Annotated in this window: 17 protein-coding genes and 6 pseudogenes; 13 read left to right on the forward strand and 10 right to left on the reverse strand. The window is 69.2% G+C overall.

The features are described 5' to 3' along the window. Nucleotides 1-702: 702 nt before the first annotated feature. Complete coding sequence (locus IE109_RS21445) at nt 703-2,172, reverse strand: aminotransferase-like domain-containing protein (RefSeq protein ID WP_189552620.1); 1,470 nt, start codon at nt 2,170-2,172, stop codon at nt 703-705. A gap of 64 nt (nt 2,173-2,236) precedes the next feature. Here IE109_RS21445 and IE109_RS21450 point away from each other — a divergent pair, with 64 nt between their 5' ends. Beyond that, on the forward strand, nt 2,237-3,466 hold the full coding sequence (locus IE109_RS21450) for a trans-sulfuration enzyme family protein (RefSeq protein WP_189552622.1): 1,230 nt from the start codon (nt 2,237-2,239) through the stop codon (nt 3,464-3,466). Nucleotides 3,467-3,995: 529 nt separating this feature from the next. Here the strand turns inward: IE109_RS21450 and IE109_RS21460 are convergent. After that, nucleotides 3,996-4,660: pseudogene (locus IE109_RS21460) on the reverse strand (class I SAM-dependent DNA methyltransferase). An 88-nt stretch (nt 4,661-4,748) separates the two neighbouring features. Between IE109_RS21460 and IE109_RS21465 the strand changes: the two are divergent. Further along, nucleotides 4,749-5,267: a hypothetical protein gene (locus tag IE109_RS21465; protein WP_373297748.1), complete on the forward strand. Its 519-nt coding sequence runs from the start codon at nt 4,749-4,751 to the stop codon at nt 5,265-5,267. Nucleotides 5,268-6,474: 1,207 nt separating this feature from the next. Here IE109_RS21465 and IE109_RS21470 read toward each other — a convergent pair. Next, nucleotides 6,475-7,542 carry a lytic polysaccharide monooxygenase auxiliary activity family 9 protein gene (locus tag IE109_RS21470; RefSeq protein ID WP_189552625.1) on the reverse strand — a complete coding sequence of 356 codons (1,068 nt, stop codon included), beginning with the start codon at nt 7,540-7,542 and terminating at the stop codon, nt 6,475-6,477. A gap of 669 nt (nt 7,543-8,211) precedes the next feature. Here IE109_RS21470 and IE109_RS21475 point away from each other — a divergent pair. Next, entirely contained in the window at nt 8,212-8,349 is a 138-nt protein-coding gene (locus tag IE109_RS21475; RefSeq protein ID WP_189552627.1) for a hypothetical protein, read from the forward strand. A 202-nt stretch (nt 8,350-8,551) separates the two neighbouring features. On the opposite strand, the gene IE109_RS21480 is transcribed toward IE109_RS21475, so the two are convergent. Then, complete coding sequence (locus tag IE109_RS21480; RefSeq protein WP_189552629.1) at nt 8,552-9,073, reverse strand: hypothetical protein; 522 nt, start codon at nt 9,071-9,073, stop codon at nt 8,552-8,554. A gap of 147 nt (nt 9,074-9,220) precedes the next feature. Further along, a pseudogene (locus IE109_RS21485) lies at nt 9,221-9,840 on the reverse strand (IS5 family transposase); the annotation flags it as partial. A gap of 415 nt (nt 9,841-10,255) precedes the next feature. Between IE109_RS21485 and IE109_RS21490 the strand changes: the two are divergent. From IE109_RS21490 to IE109_RS21500, 3 genes and pseudogenes are all read left to right on the forward strand, one after another. Next, nucleotides 10,256-11,164 (forward strand): helix-turn-helix domain-containing protein, encoded by a 909-nt coding sequence (locus tag IE109_RS21490; protein WP_189552631.1) that lies wholly within the window; start codon nt 10,256-10,258, stop codon nt 11,162-11,164. A gap of 660 nt (nt 11,165-11,824) precedes the next feature. After that, a pseudogene (locus tag IE109_RS21495) lies at nt 11,825-12,045 on the forward strand (SpoIIE family protein phosphatase); the annotation flags it as partial. 182 nt (nt 12,046-12,227) lie between these two features. Beyond that, a pseudogene (locus IE109_RS21500) lies at nt 12,228-13,175 on the forward strand (TerC family protein); the annotation flags it as partial. 522 nt (nt 13,176-13,697) lie between these two features. Here the strand turns inward: IE109_RS21500 and IE109_RS21505 are convergent. Both IE109_RS21505 and IE109_RS21510 read right to left on the reverse strand, forming a co-directional pair. Beyond that, nucleotides 13,698-13,868: pseudogene (locus tag IE109_RS21505) on the reverse strand (ATP-binding protein); the annotation flags it as partial. Between the two features lie 72 nt (nt 13,869-13,940). Continuing rightward, nucleotides 13,941-14,555 carry a TetR/AcrR family transcriptional regulator gene (locus tag IE109_RS21510; protein ID WP_189552632.1) on the reverse strand — a complete coding sequence of 205 codons (615 nt, stop codon included), beginning with the start codon at nt 14,553-14,555 and terminating at the stop codon, nt 13,941-13,943. A 104-nt stretch (nt 14,556-14,659) separates the two neighbouring features. On the opposite strand from IE109_RS21510, the gene IE109_RS21515 reads away from it, so the two are divergent. Next, nucleotides 14,660-15,718: an aldo/keto reductase gene (locus tag IE109_RS21515; protein WP_189552635.1), complete on the forward strand. Its 1,059-nt coding sequence runs from the start codon at nt 14,660-14,662 to the stop codon at nt 15,716-15,718. 297 nt (nt 15,719-16,015) lie between these two features. Here the strand turns inward: IE109_RS21515 and IE109_RS33740 are convergent, their stop codons facing one another. After that, nucleotides 16,016-16,144: a hypothetical protein gene (locus tag IE109_RS33740; RefSeq protein ID WP_268251480.1), complete on the reverse strand. Its 129-nt coding sequence runs from the start codon at nt 16,142-16,144 to the stop codon at nt 16,016-16,018. A 99-nt stretch (nt 16,145-16,243) separates the two neighbouring features. On the opposite strand from IE109_RS33740, the pseudogene IE109_RS33880 reads away from it, so the two are divergent. The 3 genes and pseudogenes from IE109_RS33880 to IE109_RS21520 all read left to right on the forward strand — a co-directional run. Then, nucleotides 16,244-16,459: pseudogene (locus tag IE109_RS33880) on the forward strand (DUF6000 family protein); the annotation flags it as partial. Between the two features lie 113 nt (nt 16,460-16,572). Continuing rightward, the gene (locus IE109_RS33885) at nt 16,573-16,818 is read left to right on the forward strand and encodes a DUF6000 family protein (protein WP_308431380.1); all 246 of its coding nucleotides are present in this window, start codon (nt 16,573-16,575) and stop codon (nt 16,816-16,818) included. 382 nt (nt 16,819-17,200) lie between these two features. Beyond that, nucleotides 17,201-17,734, forward strand: a complete 534-nt coding sequence (locus IE109_RS21520) for a hypothetical protein (protein ID WP_229891384.1) — start codon at nt 17,201-17,203, stop codon at nt 17,732-17,734. Between the two features lie 350 nt (nt 17,735-18,084). Here the strand turns inward: IE109_RS21520 and IE109_RS33260 are convergent, their stop codons facing one another. Further along, the gene (locus IE109_RS33260; RefSeq protein WP_229891386.1) at nt 18,085-18,228 is read right to left on the reverse strand and encodes a hypothetical protein; all 144 of its coding nucleotides are present in this window, start codon (nt 18,226-18,228) and stop codon (nt 18,085-18,087) included. Between the two features lie 601 nt (nt 18,229-18,829). Then, on the reverse strand, nt 18,830-19,780 hold the full coding sequence (locus IE109_RS21530; protein ID WP_189552637.1) for a LysR family transcriptional regulator: 951 nt from the start codon (nt 19,778-19,780) through the stop codon (nt 18,830-18,832). Between the two features lie 89 nt (nt 19,781-19,869). On the opposite strand from IE109_RS21530, the gene IE109_RS21535 reads away from it, so the two are divergent. From IE109_RS21535 to IE109_RS21545, 3 genes are read left to right on the forward strand one after another with little or no spacing between them, the layout of a single operon-like run. Continuing rightward, entirely contained in the window at nt 19,870-20,790 is a 921-nt protein-coding gene (locus IE109_RS21535; RefSeq protein ID WP_189552638.1) for a zinc-binding dehydrogenase, read from the forward strand. Next, nucleotides 20,787-21,779, forward strand: a complete 993-nt coding sequence (locus IE109_RS21540) for an alpha/beta fold hydrolase (protein WP_189552639.1) — start codon at nt 20,787-20,789, stop codon at nt 21,777-21,779. Before IE109_RS21535 ends, IE109_RS21540 begins: the two co-directional genes overlap by 4 nt. Continuing rightward, the gene (locus tag IE109_RS21545; protein ID WP_189552640.1) at nt 21,776-22,522 is read left to right on the forward strand and encodes an SDR family NAD(P)-dependent oxidoreductase; all 747 of its coding nucleotides are present in this window, start codon (nt 21,776-21,778) and stop codon (nt 22,520-22,522) included. The genes IE109_RS21540 and IE109_RS21545 overlap by 4 nt, the downstream gene beginning before the upstream one ends. Nucleotides 22,523-22,632 lie beyond the last annotated feature (110 nt).

Below are 22,632 nucleotides of genomic sequence, written 5' to 3' on the forward strand. Positions count from 1 at the left end.
GCATTCTCCTTCTGGCCGGCCCCCCGCCAGGGAGCCGTCGGCCAGGACCAGTCGCGTCTCGAGCAGCCGATTGCAGGTCAGCCCCCGTTTTGCGGTCGTTGAAGCCAAGCCCGCCGCCCGATGTCAGGCGCTGCGCCGACTCCGGAACAGCGTCCGCCGGGCAATTCTGGGGTCCGCTGCTGGGCGCCGTCACAGTGCACTACTACCGGCGCCGGATGGCTGCCTCTCCCGCCTTGGCACCCGGATGCTGTTGAGCGCTTCACCTGGCGATCGACGCCGGATCAAGCCCTCCAGCACAGCCCCTGACTACCTCAGCCCGGGGCTTGCTCGTGCATCCGCGGGAGGTGAGCCGAGGCATGACAGTTGTCGCCATGGCAAGCGTGTTGTCGGCACGGGAACGCGCCGGGGGAGCGGGGCCGCCTGCGTGCCGGCCTGCCAGGCCGCCGACCGGACCCGCCCGTGCAGAGCGAGACTTCAGCGTCCCGGTCCGAATCGTGACCTGCCGGAGGACATGGACGTGCTCTCGCCAATGGATGATCTTGCCGGCGTCCCGGGGCCAAGCCCTGGTGTGTCGGCGACAACCGGTCCGGCCGTGTGCGCCCGACCCGAATGCGGCGCGATCCGCAGGCCCCGGTCCGCAGGCGCCCGGCCAGCACGCGCCCGGTCCGCGCGGGCCGCCATCGCTTCCCGATGTCCCGTCTCTCAGACGACGATCGCGTTCAGCGTCGCCGGAGCGACCGGCCGGGGGCCGTCGGATCGCGCCTGGGGCGCGTACTCGGCCCACGCGCTCGCCAATCGCGCCACCGCCTCCGACAGGACGTCGGGGGGCAGCAGGAAGTGCAGCCGCAGACATCGGGTGCTGCCGCCCAGCGCGTCCATCGTGGCGCCCGGCAGCACCGCCACCCCGTGGCGCAGCGCGACCTGGGCGAAAGCGACGCCGTCGCCGTACGGCAGGCGGACCCACAGCGTCTGGCCGCCTTCGGCCGGAGGGCAGCTCCACGAGGGAAGCGACCGAGCCAGTTCGGCCCGCAAGTGGTCGTGGCCGGCCCGCAGCGTCCGTGTCCGGGCCGCCGCGATCGGCGTGAAGTCGGCCAGCAGCCGTGTGGCCACCCACTGCGCCGGCACGTCCGTCCCGAGGTCGTGGATGGCCTTGAGCCGGGCCAGCCGCGCGATCAGGGGAGCCGGACCGCGCACCCAGCCGATCCGCAGACCGCCCCACACCACCTTGCTCAGCGAGCCGACACCGATCACGTCACCGTAGGAGGAGAGCGGCGGCGACGGCGCCCCCGCCCCGAAAGCGAGGTCCGCCGGCACCTCGTCGTCCACCAGCGGCACCCCGAGACCGTTCGCCGCCTCGACGAGCCGGCGGCCGGCCAGCGGCGGAAGGGTTGATCCGGTCGGGTTGTGGAACCGGGGGATCACATAGGCCAGCGCGGTCCGGTGACGCTCCATCACCGCCACGGCCTCGGCCACGTCCACACCGTCCGGTCCCACCGCCACCGGGTGCGGAACGGCCGCCGCCTCCCGGAACAGGTCCAGCGCCCCGGGGTACGTCGGTGCCTCCAACAGGACTCCGTCCCCCGGCGCGACCAGCAGCCGGGTCAGCAGGGAAAGGGCCTGCTGGGCACCCGTGGTGACCAGGACCTGCTCCGGACCGGTCGGGACGCCCCGCGCCCCGTACCGCTGCGCGATCATCTCGCGCAGAGGCGGGAGCCCAGCCGGGTGGTAGCCCAGGTCGCCGGCGGGAAACGTCACCGTCCGGTACGCCTCCGCCAGTTCGGGCGGCGGGTCCACCGGTGCCGCGCAGCTCATCAGGATCACGTCGTCGGGCGTCGCCTCCAGCAGGTGCAGGAACAGCGGATTGGACGTCTCCCGCACGCGTGGCTCGGCCGGCAGCGCGGCGGACGCCACACGCGTGCCGCTGCCCTGCCGCCGCACCAACCGCCCCTCCTGCCGCAGCGTGTCGTAGGCCGCCACGACCGTCGTCCGGCCCACCGCGAGCGCTCCGGCGAGCCTCCGGTCGGGCGGCAGCAGAACGCCGGGGGCCAGCAGCCCCTCGTCGATCAACTGGCGGAAACGGGCCGCGAGCAGCAGATACAGCGGCCCCCGTCCGGCCGACCAGCGGCCGAGACGGGCGACGAGTTCGTCCAGCGGCACAGTGATTGGCTTCATCGCCGGACCAATCTGCCGGGATTGGCCCTGTGAACGCAAGTCGATCGCGCCTTCACTGGACACCATGAGCGACGACACCGCAGGCCTCCGGCCCGAAACCCTCGCCGTCCACCCGCCCCAGGTGCGGATCACCGGCAGCACGCCCCTCGGCGTGCCCCTCCACCAGGGGCACATCTTCTCCTTCGACAGTGCCGACGCGATGGCCGACGCCTTCCACTCGCCCGACACCTTCGTCTACAGCCGCCTCGGCAACCCCACCGTCCGCGCGCTGGAGGACGCCGTCGCCCGCCTCGAAGGCGGAGCCGCCGCCCTCTCCTTCGCCTCCGGCATGGGAGCCATCAACGGCCTCCTGCTCGGACTGCTCTCCTCCGGGGACCATGTCGTCGCGCAGAGCGGGCTCTACGGAGGTACCTACGCGGTCCTCGGCGATCTCGCCGCTCGCTGGGGCGTCGAGGTCACATACGTCTCCGGTCGCGACCCCGAGGAGGTGCGACGGGCGCTGCGGCCGGAAACGCGGCTGCTCTACCTGGAGACGATCGCCAACCCCACCACGCGGGTCTCCGACCTGCCCGCCCTGATCGCCGTCGCCGCCGAGGCCGGCGTCCTCAGCGCCGTGGACAACACCTTCGCCTCGCCGCTGCTGTGCCGGCCGATCGAGTACGGCGCCGACGTGGTGATCCACTCCGCCACCAAGTACCTCGCCGGGCACGCCGACGTCCTCGGCGGGATCGCGGTCTTCCAGGATCCGGAGCTGTACGGTCGAATCCGCCACTACGCGATCGAACAGGGCGCCATCACCGACCCGTTCGCGGCCTGGTTGACGCTGCGCGGCCTGCAGACCATGCCGCTGCGGATCGAGCGGCAGTGCGCGAGCGCCGTGGACCTGGCCGGCCGGCTCGCCGTGCACCCGGTGGTCGCGGCGGTTCGCCACCCTGCGCTCGCCGGGCACCCCGACCACACGGTCGCGCGACGGCTTCTGCCACGGGGCGGCGGCGGGGTCGTCTCCTTCGACCTCGCGGGCGGGCGCGAGGCGGGCCGCGCCTTCATCGAGGCGGTCCGGCTGGCCGCCCTGACCGCCTCGCTCGGTGACGTGAAGACCCTGGTGATGCACCCGGCCTCCACCTCCCACCGCCAGTTGGACGCGGTGGCCCTCGACGCGGCGGGCATCGGTCCGGGGACGGTACGGATGTCCGTCGGCATCGAGCACGTCGAGGACCTGTGGGCGGACCTGGAGCAGGCCTTGGCGCAGGTGCCGGAACGGGCCCCGGACGGGTCCGCGGCGTCCGCTCCGTAGGAGCCGGCGCCCTCCGCCCGGGGGTGCGCGGTTCGTAGCCGGCCGGAACGAACGCCGGGAGCCGGCCACCGGCTGGCCGTGATCGCGCGACCGTGCCCGCCACCAGGCCGGCCATGCAGCGCTTGTGGGCTGTGACCTCACGGCGCGCCCGAGCTTCCTGCTCGGCAGCCGCCTGTTGCATCTCCAGCCGGAACATGCGCTCTTTGTGCTCCCGACGTGCCTGCGGCTCCAGCGCCTTGAGAGCGAGGTCGAGCTGCCGGACATCGAGTACCGCACCCCACTGCGCTGCGTTGCTCATGCCGGCGGACACGACAGGGTCACTGCCGGGGGGCCGAGGCGTGGGGGAGGGTCCCGTTGATTGATCTTGACTATTGCTGGTTTCGCCGCCTGCGGATCCGCTGGGAGATCCGCGACGACATCAACGAAGCCTTCCTCATTCTCGGATGCGCACTGATCTGCTGGCGACGCCTGGACTCCCGAGAGAAGTGCAAGACAGGCACGACCAACGTTGACGGCTCGGTGGCCGACCTCAGGCTGGCTTGCGCCACACGGAGATGTGCTTCGTGGAGTCCTGGGTGAACGGAGACCCGTCCCAGTCCGCAACGCGACGTTCCAGCTCGAGCCCGGCGATCCGTGCCATCAGGTCGAGCTCCGCCGGCCAGGCGTACCGGTGCCGGGAGGTTTCGCGGCGGTAGTGGCTGTCGTCGCCGTCGCGCGTGAAGTGGTGTGAGACGAGGATCTGCTCGACCAGGTCGAAGGTGTCGAAGCCGAGATGCTGCCGCGAGACGTCGAACGGCACCGCGACCTGGCCGGGCGGCAGGAGCCGCAGCGGCGGCACACCCAGCTCGATGACGAATCGGCCGCCGGGCTTCAGATGCCGTGCGGCGTTGCGGAAGCACTCGACCTGCTCGTCCTGCGTAAGATGACTACCGGGAGGGTGTCCTCGTCGACCTTGCGCCGCAGCACCGCAGCCATGTGCTCGGACAGTTCGATGCCCACCACCCGCACGCCGCGTTCCCGGAGCGGGACGCCCACGCGTCCGGTTCCGATGGCGAACTCCAGTGCCCGGCCGTCTCCGGCCAGCTCGGCGAGGAAGGCGACGGCCGGTCCGAGAACGGCAGCCGAGAACGCTTCGGCCTCCTCGGCGTCGTAGCGGTCGGCGGTCGCGCGGGTCCACAGTTCACTGCTCGTCACAGGTGGCCACTCTGCCGGGTGCCGAGAGGCGCTGTCGACGCATGCGTCGCCGTCGAGGCCGGTCGGCGCGGCGGCGGTCATCGCCAGGGTGGAGGCGCTGGAGTTCTTCTACGCCCACACCACCGCCCAGCTCCTGGCGGTGGGGACGGTCCTCGCCGGCGGCGGTGCGGTCCTCGCCACCGTGGAGCCGTGGCTGCTCGCGGCGGTGCTGCCGGCCGCGGCCCTCCTCGCAGCGGCTCCCTTCGCCGACGCGCGCGGACGGGCGGTACGCGGCGCCCGCACCCGTTCGGCCGTCGCCACGCTGTCGGCCGACACGGTGGAAGTCGTCGACGGACTGCGTGAGTTGCTCGCTTTCGGCACCCTCGCCGGACGACGACGCCGACTCGCCGAGCGCGGACGGCAGGTGGGGGACGCCCAGCGGGCCGAGGCCACGTGGGAAGCCGCCACCGCCGCGATCCGCGGTCAAAACTCGGCTTCTCGCACGAGTTCCGTGAAGCGGTCACGGTTAGTGATCAGTGGGTGCTTCGAGTGCTTCGAGTGCTTCGAGTGCTTGGAGGATCTGTCGCGGCCAGCCCCTCCCGTCTGGACTGTGCGGCGGCGGTGTTGATCAAGGGCCGACCACGGGCGGCGTTCGAGGGCTCGACTGCTTCGTCAGTGCGCTTCTTGCGGTTCACCACAGACGGTACACACCCCAGGTTCCATGATCCCGTCGTGGAAGTCGTGGAAGAAGGTGCCCGGCCCCTCGTAGTCGCGCATCGCTCTCCCCGCGCAGTCCCGGTAACGCGCGATCCGGCACCGGCCACAGCAGTCGTGACTCCTGATGAACTCCTTCGCCTTCTTGCTGCACGCTTGGTGGCCGCACGCCCGGTACCCGCCGGAGCCGCTGCTCGCGTGGGTGCCAAAGCTGCCCGGGTCATCGCGAAACCTGTCGATGACCGCCTCATCCGACTCGTCAGCGGCACGCGGCCACGCGTTAACGACCAGTTGCCCGACAACGGCTGCGCCCAGAGCGACCCATCGCCATTCCCCACGCATCTGTTTCCCCCTGATGGTCGGTTCAGCGGCGACGGTATCGCCTGACGCCGCCCGCCGGGATGGGTACGTCCTCGGCGTCGCCCCCACGTGGCCGCTGCCGGCGGTGGCGGGGGCCTTCGCCGGCCCCGGCCTTCAAGGCGCCCGTGCCCTCGTTCCAAAGCGCGCGGAAGCGGGGCACAGCGGCGCGGCTGACAAGGCGCTCACCGGGGGGTGATCCCGCCAGCCGGTCACGGTACCGGCTCGTACGTCACTGTCGCCCCCGGGCAGCGCGCCGCCTCGGTGACCAGGGCCTGGCGCTCGACGTCGTCCACGGTGAGCGCCCAGCGCGCCTCACCCTGCAAGACCCCTGCCCCGTGGACCTGACCTACCCGGCCAAGCCGACGGCCGACGGGCCCAACCGGAGAGGGCCGGGCGCTCCATCCGTCGTGATCAGCGACAAGCAAGATTCCAGATGACATGCTCGTGTGCTCCCGGGCCGGTCGCTGTCGGCCGCCTGCTGCCGACGAAGTAGGCCCTGGAGCGGGAAGGACGGACTGGGCGGGGATGTGTGAAGACCTCTTCACCGGTCGGGTGCCTCTGCGAAGTCAGTCACCCTGCGCCTGTTGTCGCATCCTGGGACTCGGTCTGCCGCGCTGCGGTTGAGGGAGGGGCAGTTTCCAGCGGGCTGGCCATGGAGAAGCCCGGCCTCGGCGATTCCGATGCCGAGGGCGGGCTGTATGCGGGGTTGACGCGCTGGTCGCCTGGCGGCAGTGCCAGTCTCCGGCTCCGTGCCGCTGCTGTCAGGTGAAGATCACGTCGCAGACGGACAGGAAGAACTCACCGCTCTTGCCGCCGTTGCCGCCGTCCGGGGTGTCGGGACCGCCGTGGCCGCCCCAGATCTGCACGATCGCGGCCCTCCCTTGCCGGCGCGGGAGGGTCGCGAACTGCCAGTCAGTGGATTCTTCCTGCCGGGCGGCGCCCTGGTTCTCGACCAGGAAGGGGGTGGGATCGAGGTCCTCCCAGGACAGGCCGTCGGCCGGGTCCCACCCGTCACGGGTGATGAACCACCGATGTGACCAGGTCTCATTGGTGTGGTAGGCCGTGTAGTCGTAGCTGAAGGTGTGGCTGTCGGCGTCGGCCTGCAGTTCGGTCACGGGCCAGTCGCCGGCCAGGTCAAGGCCGCGGAATGCCGGGTTGCCGGTGGAGGCGACCGTGTTGCCCTCGAAGAACTTGCGGTACTCCAGGTAGCGCAGTGAGTGGTTCCAGGGGTAGTCGGCGAGCATGCGCTCAGCACCCGGGAGAACCTCCTGCCAGGTGGTGCTGGTGTTCAGCCGCCGCGCCTCAGCGCAGATCGGAGAGGGGTCGTTGTCGCGGATGGCGGCGGCGGCCCGGCTGCGCGGATGGTTGACGGTGCCGTGCCGGGGCGCGCCGTTGTGTTCGGCCGAACCCGAGCCGGAGCGGGGTGTGCGAGGGGCCCAAAAATCTGCCCCCTCGGAGGCGACGGTGACCTCATTGGTGAACTCCGTGAACTCGCCGTTGCGGTCCATGGCGCGGATCTTCACCCGGTACCGGGCGTCGGGTGCCTCGCCCAGGTCCACCCAGTGGGAGTTGGACAGCGTCCAGTCCCAGGTCGGCCAGTGCAGGAAGACGGTCTGCCGGGGTTGACCGTTGATCCACACTTCGTACGTGTGAGGGTAAGGCGCGTTGCCTTCGTTCCAGTCCGACGGCGGGGGCCATTCCCCCTGATCGGGCGAGTTGGCCCCGATCTGCCAGCGTAGGTGGATGCCGAACACCTGGTGCTTGCCGTCGCTGCGCCGGTTGATCTGTGCACGCAGCTCAGAAGGAGCCGCGCTAATGAATGTGCTCATGGAGTCCCTTCGTCCGGCCAGCACGTCGGTAGAGGCCGGGCAGGCGGGCCCCTCAGCATGCTGACTCGGCGGGACCTGCCCAGCTTCAGGGCTGTTCATCCACCCCGATATCCACATCGAGTGACTGAGCGAACACTTCAAGTCGCCGGGGGGGGGGTGCGGTCGACGCCGGCGGCTCGGCAGCGGCGCCCGAGGTCCCATGTTGCAGTTCACCCGCACGAGTGGTGGTCGGCACCCGGCACGTGGCTAACCGTAAAGCCGCTGAGTGTCCCCATCCTCACCGCCCTCGCTGATCCTGCTACTTGGCACCCGCAGGCGGAACAGCACTGCTACCAGAGCGACCGCACGTCCCCCGCTCCACCGGCGGTATCCCCGGTCGGCTAGGTCACCCACGGTGATGGCGGCTCGCCAACCAGCCTGCGGCATCCGTGCCAGGTGCAGGGCGTCACACGGCGCTGGCGAGGGCAGTCCGACGTCATCGTTTGCCAACTAGCCTGCGCCGCCACACCGACGCTCCGGTTGCCCCTTGCCCACCTCCGCCACCTGCGGCATTGCACCCGAAACAGGGCAGCGCCCGGCGGGGAACTTTCCGCCCCCGGGGCGCTGACCCGGTTTCCGTTCGGCTCAGGCCGCACTCGGCACGTACCCGGCGCCGGCGTCACTGCGGATGTGGAACTGCTGCTGCAAGCGCTGGGGATCTTCCAGAGGGCGACGCCCGATCAGTTGTGGAAGCTGACCTGTCCGGAGAACCAGCATGACAAGCTCACGTGGCGCCGTCCCCTGGTGGTTCGAAGCAGTGATCCGTGACCTCTACGAGGACCAGCTGGCCGGCGCGAAGCCGCCGGACCGGCGAGTGAGCCTGCGTCCGATGCGCGCAGAAGTTCACCGACCAGCGCTGGGAGGAGACCACCGGCAATGGCCGCACGAAGTCCCACTCGATATCCGTCAGTTCATGACGTCGTATCACCCGATCACGACCCATCAACCGACACCACATAGGCGACAGAACCTAACAACTCGCCTCGGCGCCGCTACCGACGTACGAATCGGCGCTGAGCGAGTAGCCAGCCCCGGTGGTGAGGTCGGGACGGTTACCGTGACCGTCCTCCTCAAGGCGTTCGGCGGTGAGGAAGACGATCGACAGGGCCATGTCCTCCTTGGTGAAGCAGAGTTCGCCGGGCAAGGCTTCGGGGTCCGGAATCCATCCGTCTCGTACCACCGCCGTCTGGTAGTGCTCGGTCACTTCGGCCCGTGTGCCGGGGAAGGCGTACGTCCGGTCGGCGTACACCACGACATCGCCGCTGTCCGCCCAGCAGCCGGCGTCCACCTCCTCGAACCCCCGGGCGATGGAGGCCCCGTCGGGCCGGGAGTCGAGGATGTCGAGCGCCGTCATCTTCTTCACCCGGGCGTCAGTCCCCTCGCAGTCGCTGGCGAGTTCCAGCAGCGCGCAGCCGGTGAGCGTTGCGGCCGCAAGCGCGGTCGACAGGACCAGGGATATCGGGCGGGTGGCACTACCTGTCCGCAGGGGCATGAGGGCTCCAGGGTGAAGGCCGGGGCGGAGGGAGGAAGGGCCGCCAAACAGAGTCATCCGTGCCGGCTCCGAAGCGGGCACGGCCCAGTTCTACCAGCAGCCGTGACCCTCGCTCTTGATGTGAATGTGGCACTTTGACAACACCGCCTAGTTCCGCCTCTTTGGCCAGTGTCCGGTCCAGGTGGCGAGGGGGAGTGCGGCCTGGTAGGCGATGGCGAGTTTGTAGGTTCGTGTGGCAAGGGCGCGCCACTGCTTGAGGCGGTTAAGGCAGCGTTCGACGGTGTTCCGTTGTGTAGAGGTCTCGCGGTCGAAGGCGGGGGGCGCCCACCGTGACGGTCTCGCCGTTGGCGGTGGCCGATCTGGTCGGACGGTTGCGGGATGACAGCCCGGATGCTCTGGCGCCGCAGATGGGCCCGGATAGCGCGTGAGGAGTAGGTGCGGTCGGCCAGGACGACCGCGGGCGTGGTCCGGGGCCTGCCCCGACCGGTGCGGGGCACCCGCATACGGTCCATCACGGTCTCGAAGGCTGGTGCGTCAGCGGCCTGGGCCTGCGGTGACGGTGAAGGCCAGAAGGCGGGCCCGGCCGTCGGCCGCCAAATGGACGTTGGTGCTCAGGCCGCCGCGGGAGCGTCCGTGGTCGTGATCAACTGCTCCCGGCGCCCCCCTGCCCCCTATCGAGCGCCTCCGGCGGCATGCTGGTGAGCCCGAACGACGCTGGAGTCGACCGACACTGTCCAGTCGATGTCGTCGGCGGCGTCCGCCGCGGCCTGGCTTTGTCCATGAGAACGGACAGCAAATGTTCACCACTTCGGGAGGCACCTGCCTCCGGCTCTGTTCGATTCATGGCTTGGGGTGTCGCAGCTCCGGGATGAGGCGGCCGCGATGGGCTGTCAGTCCCTTCTGTGCGACATCCCGTGGGTTCCCGTGGTTCTTGCCGGAACCCTGAGCCCCTGGCCTGGGGCTTCTCTCTCGTCACGTGATCGGCCGGTCGGTGACGTGACTTCGGGATTCCTGCAGCTTTCTCGTCCGATCTGATCAGGCTGCAGTCTGGTCGAAGGCGAGGAGGCGCATGTTGTCGGCGCTGACGGTGGTGAGGAAGCGCGGCAGAACTCTGGAGAACTCACGGGATGTCGCACTGAGGCGCTTGAGTCTCCAGCCGCCGGAGGGTTCAGGATCTTACTCATGGACGACGAACGCCCCGACGTGCTCACCATCGGCCGGCTCGCGCACCGCACCGGAGTTCCGGTGCGGACCCTGCGCTTCTGGTCGGACGAGGGGGCGGTGCCGCCTGTGGCCCGCTCGGCGGGCGGCTACCGGTTGTACGACGCCGAGTCCGTGGCCCGCGTCGAGCTGGTCCGCACCCTGCGGGAGCTGGGCCTCGGGCTCGACGACGTGTGCCGTGTCCTGAGCGGCCGCACCACGGTCGCCGAGGTCGCCGACGCGCATGTGGCCGCGCTCGACGCGCAGATCCGCTCGCTCAAGGTGAGCCGGGCCGTCCTGTCCACCGTGGCGAAACGGGGTTCGACCGTTGAGGAGACAGCACTGATGAACCGGTTGGCGCGGCTTTCCGCCGCCGAGCGCAAGCAGATCATCGACGAGTTCAAGGAGGAGGTGTTCGGCGGCCTCGACGACCCGCGCCTGCGCGACCGCATGCGCACCTTCAGCATCGAATTGCCCGACGATCCCACACCTGAGCAGGTCGACGCCTGGATCGAACTGGCCGAACTGGTGCGGGACCCCGGTTTCCGCGCCCGGTTGCGCACATGGATGGAGCTCAACACGCCCGTGCCGGGGCAGGGCCGTCCCCGCGGGGCGTCCATCTGGTGGGCCAGGCAGATCGTGCAGACCGTCGCGGAGGTCAGAAAAGGCGGGGTCGCCCCCGAGGGGCCGGCAGCGGCCGAGGTGCTGTCCCAGCTGTTCGGTGCCGCCGATCGGGCCGCCGTGCTGCGCAGCCTGGAGGCCGGGATCGAGGCAGGAGCGGAGCATTACCGCAGGCTCGTCGCCCGTGTGCGCGGGCAGGTTTCGTCGCCCGACGCGACCGAGGAGCTGGAATGGCTGGCGCGGGCCCTGCGCGCCTCGGGTCGGACCTGACCTGGTGCCCGGCCTCGTTACGGGGCAGGCCGCCGACCTCGCGGGGTGCCGCTCGACCGGGACGAGCTGATCGCCTACGGCTGTCCGACAACGGCGCCACCCGGCTGGGGACGGCGGCGTCGGTCCGAAGGCCCGACCTGGACACGACACGCGCCATCCCGACCCCGGGCCGGTACCCCGACCCTGGGTGCACAACTGGCAGTTCGGCAGGCGCTCGTGATGACCGAGGACATCCGGGCCGACGTCACCGCCGAGACCCTTCGGACCGCTCAGCATCCTCGTGTTTCACCCGAACCCACGGATGCATTGGCCTGACGCACACCGGTGGACCCGGGGGTTTGCGCTGAGTGATTGTCGGTTTCCCCTAAACCCATAGGGATCTGGGGGTATCGCCGAGATACGGGCAAAGGGGCAATGAATTGATCTTGCGGCCCTGAGGGGCCTGCCGCCCCGGGTTCGCCGCCGCTGCGGGCTCCTGGTTCGCGTTGAGCAAGGCAACCACGCTCGGTTTCTGATTGGCTACCGGCGAAGACGTGCGAGGTGCGTCGCGAACCCCTAAGAGGTCCTCATGATGACCATGAGGCCGACGTCGTCGAGGCGGTGGAGGACCTTTTCGTGCAGTCGGGCCCGCCGACAGCCACCGCCAGGATTGGGCCGCGCGACCGGCTCGTCCTCTACACCGACGGCTTGGTCGAGACTCGCGACCGGCCGACGCACGGCTGGGCGCTCTCCCCGACGTCCTCGACGACCTGGACCGCTCGCTGGACGCCACCTGCGACCTGCTTCTGCGCAGTCTGCGTGCCGTGGGTGGCCACGACGACGTGGCCCTGCCCATCGCCCGGGCAGGTCACCACCCTCGGCGAGACGGTCAGCAGGCATGAGGAGGATCCAGGGGTTCCCCGCGGTGGAAAGGTACGAGGTCCTGACCGGCCCCAGTAGCGGACCCTGGCACGCCAGACGCGAGCGGCTAGACCCGCTCCGCGTGCGCCAGCGGGCGTAATGCCTCACACTCCGATGTATGGGGTCGGCGTATTTCGCGTCGGCAATGATGAGGGTGTTCGGTGTGCTTGAGGTCCCGCTGTGGCTGTGGGGGGCTTTCGCCGCGACCGTGGTGGTGTCGTTGGCGGTGGATCTGCTGTCCCACCGCACCGCACATGTCATCGGCTTCAAGGAGGCGGCTGCCTGGAGCGGCCTTTGGGTAGGCCTCGCACTGATCTTCGGCGCCGTCGTTTTCGTCGTCCTGGGCACGACGGCGGGCACCGAGTACACGACGGCCTGGCTTCTGGAGAAGAGCCTGTCGGTCGACAACCTGTTCGTCTTCGCCGTGATCTTCGCCTACTTCAAGGTGCCCCGCGCCTACCAGCACCGGGTGCTGTTCTTCGGCGTCATCGGAGCCCTCGTCTTCCGCGGCATCTTCCTCTCCCTCGGCGTGGCCGTGGTCAGCCGCTTCACCGCCGTTCTCTTCGCCTTCGCGGCGGTCCTCTTCTACAGCACCTACAAACTCCTCAAGGACGAGGAGGAGAGCTTCGACCCGGGCAAGAGCTTCGCCGTACGGATGCTCCGCAAGATCATCCCGGTCCGGGACGAGTACGCCGGGGCGAAATTCTTCGTCCGGGAAGCCGGCAAGCGCGTAGGGACCCCGCTGCTCGCGGTGGTCGCCGCGATCGAGGCCGCCGACCTGATCTTCGCCGTCGACAGCGTCCCGGCCGTTCTCGCGGTCAGCGACGACGCTTTCATCGTCTACACCAGCAACGCGTTCGCCATCCTCGGCCTGCGGGCCCTCTACTTCATGCTCGCCGGCCTGCTGGACCGCTTCCACTACCTGAGCAAGGGTTTGGCGATCATCCTCGCCTTCATCGGCGTCAAGCTCATCCTCCAGGCATCCCACAAGCTGATCAGCCCCAGTATCCCGGAGATCCCCTCACCGATCAGCCTCGCGGTCATCGTCGTCGTCCTGGCGGGTTCCGTGGTGCTCAGCCTCAGAAGGCCGGCCCCGACTGGTGTTCCGGAACAGGCTGACGAGCGTAGGGGCGCCTCCGCGTCCACCGGCCAGGTCAAGGCGCGCAACGCACCACCCGTGGTGGATGCCCCTGAGCCGCCCAGCGGATCATCAGGGCAGGGCAGTGACGCCCTCCCGCGCTCGGGTCGATCAGCAAACCGACCACTTCCCGAGAAGCCAATAGGGGCATATCGTAAAGAAATGGTCAAAATGAAGCGTGAGGCCCCCGCGTACGTGTGTCCGACCTGCCGACAGCCCGTGCCAGCCGCAGCCCACCGACACAAGACCCTCGGGGTGTTCGTGCCCGTGTGGGGTCCGAGTGCATGTGAGAACCGCGACTGCCCCGACTACCGGTTGGACCCCAGGCGTAAGCACGCTCCGGGCCGGTAACCCGGATGCCGGTAGGGAGGGAGTGGGGTGCGGGTTACGGGCCTGCCACCGTTGCTGTAACGGTGGCTACCCGAGGTTGCTCCACGGCTGGGGGAGTCGTGGGCCGAAGGTGCTGATGGCCATGTGCGGGGTCATCGCTCGAGCGGCGTGGTGCCGGGCATGTCGCTCGTGGCCGACTTCGTCGACCACGAGGACGCCGGGGCGGAGGTAGGTGCGGAGCTTGCTGTTGAGGCGCCCGGCTGCCTCGGCGACCTTGAGCTGGCGGACCAGGTCGTCGAGGCTCGTGAAGTAGCGTGCCCAGGCCCGGGGCCGGCAGGTTCGGGTTGGCGTCCAGGTGGATCAGCGGACGGGCGGACGGTACAAGGAGATGGTCACGCAAGACCTCGCTCACCCTCGCAGGTATGCTCCCGCGCGCGCTGCGGCTGCGGCGGCCTCGGCGGCTTGGTCCGCGGCGGCTTCGTCGAGACGGTCGCCCGTGGTCAGCAGGCGGTAATAGAGAGGGGCGGAGACTGCACGGATGACCTCCTGGACATCGGTGCCTTCAGGCACCTCGCCCCGCTCGATGGCTTGCTGAACGCAGGGCGCCCATTCCTTGACGCGGATGTCGTAGAAGGTGTGCAGGGCCTCAGCGGTCTTAGCCTCGCAGGTGGCGGCGGCGATTACCGCCTTGAACAGCGCTCCTTGCCGCGGGTCGGCCAAGGTGCGCTGCACGAGCCGGGCGTTGGCCTTGAGATCGCCGAGCAGCGAGCCGGTCTCGGTACGCGGCAGTGACTGCTCGGCCATGTCCACAAGCAAGTCAGCCACCAAGCTGGTCACCGTTCCCCAGCGGCGGTAGACGGTGGTCTTGCCCACCTCGGCACGGCGCGCGATGTCGGCGAGATCCAGCTGGGCGAAGCCATGCTCCGCCAAGGCGTCCCCAGCCGCTTGCAGCACCGCCGACCGCACCCGCGCCGTGCGCCCTCCAGGACGGATGGTCCCCGGTTCCGCGTCCTCAGACCTCATAACGGGACTCCAGTTTCGTTAATTGCCCAAACCTGCTACGTTGAGGCACACAGTAACGGAACTGCAGAACCATTAGACAGTCAGGCAGCGAGAGAGGAACAGCCATGGAGTACAGGCGGCTGGGTGCATCCGGCCTCAAGGTCCCCGCGCTGAGCTTCGGCGCCGGCACCTTCGGCGGCCAGGGGCCGCTGTTCGGCGCCTGGGGCAACACCGATGCGCGAGAGGCGCGCCGCCTCGTGGACATCTGCTTGGACGCCGGGATCACGATGTTCGACACCGCCGACGTGTACTCCGGTGGCGCCTCTGAGGAGGTGTTGGGCGAAGCGATCAAAGGCCGCAGGGATCGGGTGATCGTGTCCACCAAGACCAGCCTGCCGATGGGTGACGGTCCAGGCGATGCGGGCTCCTCCCGTTCGCGTCTGATCACCGCATGCGAGGACGCCCTGCGCCGGCTCGGTACCGACTACCTCGACCTGTTCCAACTGCACGCTTTCGACGCCGGCACGCCGATCGAGGAAGTCCTGTCCACGCTCGACGATCTCGTACGAGCAGGAAAGGTCCGCTATCTCGGCATCTCCAACTTCTCCGGGTGGCAGGCGATGAAGTCCCTCTCGATCGCGGAGAGGTACGGACACCCGCGCTATGTCGCGCATCAGGTCTACTACTCCCTCATCGGCCGCGACTACGAATGGGAGCTGATGCCCCTCGGACTGGATCAGGGCCTCGGAGCCCTCGTCTGGAGCCCCCTCGGCTGGGGGCGGCTCACCGGTAAAGTCCGCCGCGACCAGCCCCTACCGGCCAATAGTCGACTGCACCACACCGCGGACTACGGCCCGCCGGTCGACGATCAACACCTCTACCGCGTGGTCGACGCCCTTGATGAGATCGCCCAGGAGACGGGCAAGAAGATTCCGCAAATCGCCATCAACTGGCTGCTCCAGCGGCCGACCGTTTCCTCCGTCATCATCGGCGCCCGCAACGAGGAACAGCTCCGTCAGAACCTCGGTGCCGTCGGCTGGGCTCTTACACCCGACCAGTTGGCGAAACTCAACGCGGCGAGCAGCAAGGTAGCGACCTACCCGTACTTCCCTTACCAACGCCAGGAAGGCTTCGCTCGTCTCAACCCACCGGTAGGTGATGTTCCGGCTCTGCCTGCCGCATGACACGACATCGGCGGCTTTCCCGATGGGTAACCGTGGCGGACATGTCCGCCACGGGAAACATCAGATCAACCCCCGCAAACCGCAGCTCAGCAAAACATAAACCAGGGGGCGGGCCTGTTCTCCGGGCTCTTCCCGGCGAGAAGGCAGGTGGCCCAAGGCTGTCGAACGGTAAAGCCGGGCCGGACAGCCGGGGTGAGCGGGTGCGGGCCGACAGCGGCTCGGCCGGTTCACTCGAAACGTCGGGTCTGTTCTCACTTGCTTCGCAGGAAGGTGAGGGTGAGGTCGAAGCCGTCGATCTCACCTCGCCAGTCCCTCGGCGATGGCGCGTTCGCAGCGGGCGAGGAGGTCCTCCTCCAGTTCGTCCAGGCGAGACTGAATCTTCAGGTTGATACTCAGCAGCGGGCAGCGGATGCGGGCTTCTCTCAACTAGCGATCGCTACTCAGGGCCTGGGTAAACCGCTGGCAGTTGGGTAGTCCCCGCGCAAGGATGCAGCCATGCGTTACGCCAGCACTGACCCCGAGCTGATGGACCTGGTCCGACGGTTCGTCACGCCTGGCCGGCGATACCAGCGGCTGGGTGGAAGCTCGCTGCGGTTGAGCGGGCCTGAGCGCGACCTGTTCGTGAGGGAGCTGGTCCAGGCTGCCGGGGAGATCACTCCCGCTGAGCTCGGCGTCCTCTTCGAAGGCGGTTGGCGAGAGCGTAAGACTGCCTCTTGGTTGGTTGCTGTAGCCGGCAGGACCGAGTTCCGCAGCCGCATCGGTGAACTCCTGCTGGCCGGCGAAGGCCCCGGCGGCGGGGCCTACTCGGCACCGGCGCGGACGCCGATCTGGTCTGCAGATACCTTGATCGCTGCTTGCCTCAACCCGACCGCGTCTACGACCAGATCGTCGCTCTCAGCACACTGCTTCACCTTGATGCCGTCCTTGGGGCCGAGCGAGCATCCCCATACCTTGCCGCGGGTGGCCTGTGGCAGCACTGGACCGATGCCACGCCGTACCTGTTGCGGGATCCGCAGAAGTACCGGCAGGTCGTGGACCAGCTCTGTTCCTTCGCCAGCGAGTGCAGTGAACTCTTGGCCGGAACGGAACCCAGGAACTGAGCCTCCTGACCCGCCGGCTGGAAGCTGACTGCTGCGGACGCCTCGGTAGGGTCTGGGCGATGACAGGGAACCAGGGCCGCTGGCCAGAGATCGACCAGGATGGTGGCATCGAGGCGGTGACGCTCCTCTTGCAGCGCAGGATCACGACCGGGGCCCTCGTTGTCACCGGGGCTGAGGCCCCTGTCCCGTAACCGACGGCGGGTGGTTAAGCATTCGGGGAAGGCGCTGCGGTCGTACTCGGAAACCAGCGGGTTCGCAGAATATGGTGGTAGTCGTGGCAGGAACTCACTGGCGGGTTGTGGGTTTGTAGTGGGAGGCGCTCGGGTTCGTGCGCGACGCGTCAGGCGAGATGAGGCTCCAATGGGTTGGGAAGGGGCCTGGGGTGGGTTATGTATTGCAGGCGGTGATCGCAGGGGACGAGCTGCTGAGTGCCGCGGCACGGGACGTTCCGGGAGCACGAGTGGCGCCTCTTCGGCAGGGCCTGTCGCTGATGCCGATGACGGATGAGGTCTTCGACGGCGTCACGGACGGCAGCTCCGCAGGGGATCTCGGATTCTGGCGGCTGCCGGGTGGCTTCGAAAGACTGCTCGCTCAGTGGTCGGTCTCAGGGCCGGCTGCCTATGTGGAGGCCGAGTACTTCGGTGGCGTCGGCGAGCAACGAGCCGCCGTCTGGGCTGACGGGGCACTGGTGCTGGGGCCGCTGGATGTGCCAACGAAGAAGTGGTTCTCCCGAACAGTCAGCCCGATCTCCCAGGCCCTTGGGCGGCTGGGCGCGCGAAGGGGCCTGCGTGAGGACGAGTTCGAGGCCGTGGGGCTGGACCGCCACCGTGACAACGAAGGCTGGATCTCGTCCATCGACACACTCCGGGAGCGATCGTGCGGACGGGGGGTAGCCGGTAGTAGTCGCAGCTCGTGACGTGGGCCGGGTTGGTCTCGCTGACGTGATGCGCGGTGCCGTATGTGTTCGTGATCGTGATGTTCATGCGTGGGTGTCCTTCCCGGGGTAACAGCGGGCGCCAGGCGGGTCGGGGCGGGTTCTGGTTGTGGTTCGGCGGGGCGCCGGCGACGCGCCTCACGCGCGGACCGCGTCCGCGTACTGCGCTGCCAGGTCCGTCCGGCCCTCGGGGGGCGTCGATCCTGGTCGTAGTCGGCGGCCTCGTGCTCGACGCTGTCGTCGTGGACGGTGCAGACGATGTCCGGGGCGTTGTCCATGGCGCCGGTCAGCGCCTTGTGCAGGTCGGTGACCGAGTAGGCCGGCGCCCACGCCTACCGGGTGCACTCCGGGTCGAAGGGGCAGGGCAGCAGGATGCCGAAGCCGAAGCCACCTTCGCCGTCGACGTCGTCGCGGAACGCCAGGGTGAGGTATTGCTGTCCGAGGCGGATCTCCGCGACGCGGTCCCGGCCGGTCACCAGGTCCGAGCCCGGCCGCCACTACCACAGCGGCAGGATCTCCGGGCCGATGAAGCGGCGGACCAGGAGCAGATCGCCCAGGCCGTTGCTGCCGTCGCGCCCAGGGTCGGTCTTCCGGCATGCGAGAGCGGCTTGAGGAAGGGCTCCAGGCAGTACAGGGCATTGGCGAAGACGATGGTGTTGAAGCCTTCGGCGGCCGGCCGCTGGTGCGAGTGGATTGTCGCCCGGTTCTGGGCGCGGGTTACGCCCTCGGGCACGCGCCGGTTCTCCGGCCGCGGGCCCTGGTCGCTCCCAGCAGACCGGCAGCGGCGTGGTGACGATCACCGCGACGGTCGGCTTCCCTGTCAAGTTCCTCTGCCCAGCCAGTGAGTTGTCTCTGACGGAGGGGCGGATCGGGTGGGGGCACCCCGGCGTGGAGAGGGACACCGGCGAAAGGTGTCTGGCAGTGCCGACGAAACTGGCTCACTTGATCACGATGAGCCCGTTTCCCTACCAAGGTCCCCGCCCAACTCGGCGCCGATGTTCACCGGCCGTGGCAGCCTTGCCCGGATCGGGCCCGGTTCTGCACCCGATGGGGAGGGCAGGTTTGGGGCAGCACTGTTCAATGCTGCTTACTCCCGCGCCGGGGATGGTTCGTGGGTGGTTCGGGCAGCCAGTCGCGCGTCGGGTCGTACTCCAGCCATCGGCTTCGCCCTGCTTCCTCAGCGCAGGCGGCGGCGAGGTCGTTCAGCCCTGGGTGGCTGTTTCCGGTGCGCCACAGCAGTGACCAGGCGTATAGCGGCGTGGGATCGACCAGGGGGAGGGAGCGCAACCCGGGGACCTGCGGCAGTGGCACATCGGCGGGCATCAGCGAGAAGCGTCGCGGGTCCGCCGTGACCTCGGCGAGGAAGTGGACGAGCCCCAGATTGACGCTCGTGGCCGTGTTCTGGATGTCGAATCGGTCGGCGAACCGGTGGAGGAAGTCGAGCCGGTCCAGCGCGCCGGGTGCCCACAGCGTGCTGTCGCGCAATTGGTCGGGCCGCAGAGCCGGTTCGGCTGCGAGCGGATGGTCCGCGCTCAGTACGGCGTCCACCGGTTCGAGGCGGACGAGGCGGTGTGCAAGGCCGGCGGGCAGCGGGGGGTGGACGCGGCCGAAGGCCGCGTCGATGTCGCCGTTCAGCAGTGCCGTTGTCACCGACGGCAGATCGCGCCCGTGCCCCAGCGCCAGTTCCCCGGCTCGTCCGGCGACTTGGGCGAGCGTCCGCATCGGCGCGTACAGGTGCCCCCAGACGTCTACGTGCAGCGGGCGTTCCTCGTCGGTTGCCGCCGCGACTGCGGTGTCGGCGGCGGCCACGGTCTGCCGGGCTGGTGGGAGGAAGCGCTGTCCGGCTTCGGTGAGGCGAACGCCGTTGCCGCCGCGCTGGAACAGCTCGGTGCCAAGCAGGGATTCCAGCCGCGCGATCCTCTTGGACAGGGCCTGCTGGGAGATGCCGAGCGTCCCGGCTGCCCGCCCGAAGTGCAGTTCCTCGGCGGTGTGCACGAAGGCACGCACCTGCGCCACGTCGAGATCCATGGCTCCCACCATAGGTGACAACCAAAAGTTGTCGGCTTTGCTCAGCTGTTGTTGGATCGCGGGGTGGCCCGGGGGGTTGCATCATCACCATGCAAAGACTGATTCCCACGGGAGACGCGGCGCGCCCGGTCGCCTTCGCCGAGGTCCCCCAGCCCGTGCCGGAGCCCGGTGAGGCACTGATCAAAGTCGAGGCGTTCGCTCCGAACCGGGGCGAGACATTCCTCCTCGAACAGCCCCGGCCGGAGCTGCTGCCCGGCAAGGACATCGCAGGGCTCGTTGTACAGGCCGCAGCCGATGGCTCCGGCCCCGGCATCGGCACCCGCGTGGTCGGGCACCCGGCGCAGGGCGGCTGGGCCGAGTACGCCGCCGTGCCCACGCACTCGCTCGCGGTGCTCCCGGACAGCATCGACAGCGCGAGAGCCGCTGCTCTGCCCCTGGCCGGGATCACTGCGCTGCGGCTGCTGCGTACGGCCGGTTCCCTGGTCGGCCGACGGGTGCTGCTGACCGGCGCCTCAGGTGGCGTCGGCCACTACGTCACCGAGCTTGCGGTTGGGGCAGGAGCCGAGCTGACCACGGTGACGTCCACGCCGGCGCGCGGCGAGCGCCTCGCGGAACTGGGTGCGCATGTGGTTCACGAGGTCGCGGCGGCTCAAGGGCCGTTCGATGTCGTGCTGGAGTCCACGGGTGGGCCCGACCTGGCACTCGCCCTGTCGAAGGTGCGCCCGGGTGGCCTGCTCGTCTGGTTCGGTCAGGCGAGCCGTACCCCGGTGTCCCTCGATTTTTTCCAACTCCTCGGCGGATCCGAAGGGGTCACGATCCAGCACTTTCACTACGCCGGCGCCCCGTACGGCTCCGATCTCTCGGTACTGGTGAGCCTCGTGGAACAGGGCCGGTTGCACCCGGAGATCAGCCGCACCACCGACTGGGCACGGACCGCAGACACCCTGGTCGACCTGCGAGAGCGCCGGATACGCGGCAAGGCCGTCCTGCTGACCGGAGGAGCACGATGAGCGTCACCGAATTCGCCGCCGCCCAGTGGACACGCGCCACCGGTGCGGGCGTGGACCCGCACGAGTACCAGCGCGTCACCGATGGCCTCACCTCCGTCGTCGACTGGGGGCCGGCCTTCCTGCGCAGCGGGCAGAGTTACCTCCAGCGCGCGGAGGACGCGGGATCGTCCCGCTCAGCGGGTGAGTACCTGCTGATGGTGGCCCGGTGGTTCCACCTGGCCACCCTGGCGCCGTACGCGGAAGCGCATCGTGCTGCCGTCGAGGCGGATCACGCCTTGAGTAGAGGTCTCACCCTGTTGGAGCCCGGTGCGCGGCGGGTGAGTGGTGAGGGATTCACCGGCTGGCTGCGTGGCCCCTCCAACGCGCCGGGGACCGTGGTTGTCGTCCCCGGCCTGGACTCGGCCAAGGAGGAGTTCCTCGATCTGGTGTCCGCGCTGCTGGCCAGAAGGCTGGCGGTGTTCGCGATGGACGGCCCCGGACAGGGCGTGCTCGCGGCCACCACGACCTTCGTGCCGGACTACGAGCGGATCGTGGGCCGGGTCATCGACGCCCTCGGCGTCGCACGCATCGGGCTCGTCGGCCTGAGCCTGGGCGGCTATTTCGCTGCCCGGACCGCGGCGCTCGAGCCGCGCGTGGCAGCCGTCGCCACCGTCAGCGGTCCCTTCCGCCTCGACTGGGAGGAACTACCCCCGCCGGTGAAGGACATCATCGCCCAACGCGCCGGAGGAGCCGACGCCGCCCGCGAGTTCGTACGTCACGTGAACCTCACCGCCCTGGCCCCCCGCATCGCGACCCCGCTGCTTGTCGTGGACGGCGACCAGGACGTCATCGCCGGCGTGACGAACGGCGAGCCCCTGGCCCGACTGGCGCCGCACGGCACCCACCTGTCCGTCCCCCACGGAGACCACCTCCTTGGCAACGCCCGGCCCGACTGGCTGCCCCACCTCAGCGACCACCTCACGCACACCCTGACGGGAACATCGGCATGAACCGCTTCACTGGCAAGACCATCCTCATCACCGGCGGCACCAGCGGCATGGGCCTGGCGACCGCACACCGCCTCGTCGCCGAAGGCGCCCACGTCATCGTCACCGGCCGCACCCGCGCGCGGGTGGACTCCGCAGTCAAGGAGCTCGGCTCCAACGCCTCGGGGATCGTGGCCGACGCCGCCGACCTGGGCGCGGTGGAAGCGCTGATGGAGACCGTCCGGAACCGTCACGGCCAGTTGGACGGCCTCTTCGCGAACGCGGGCACCGGCACATTCCTGCCGTTCGAGAACATCACCGAGCCGGACTTCGACCACGCTATCGACGTCAACTTCAAGGGCGTGTTCTTCACCGTCCAAAAGGCGCTGCCGCTACTGGCGCACGGAGGCTCGATCGTCGTCAACGCCTCCTGGACGCTCCACCGGGGCAACAGCGTCCTGACCCTCTACTCGGCGACCAAAGCCGCCGTGCACAACCTGGCCCGAACCCTCGCTGCCTCACTCGCCCCGCGCGGCATCCGCGTCAACTCCGTCAGTCCCGGCTATATCGACACCCCGATGTACCCCGCCGACGCACTGACCGAAGCGGAGGCAGCGGCGGTCACCGGCCAGATCATCGCCGGCCGCTTCGGACGCCCGGAAGAGGTCGCTGCGGCTGTCGCGTTCCTCGCCTCGTGCGACGCGTCCTACATCAACGGCCAGGATCTCGTCATCGACGGCGGCCTGGTCGGCGCCGTACCCGCCTGACGATCGGCAACGCACCCCCGCAGCCAGTCAGCTTCCGCGGGGGCTGCGCTGCCGACGGCCCTCCGGCCCGTGTCCTCGACCGTGGGAAAGGAGCCGCAGAGTGTGGGAGA

This window comes from Streptomyces lavendofoliae (assembly GCF_014649735.1).
Classification (GTDB): Bacteria; Actinomycetota; Actinomycetes; order Streptomycetales; family Streptomycetaceae; genus Streptomyces; species Streptomyces lavendofoliae.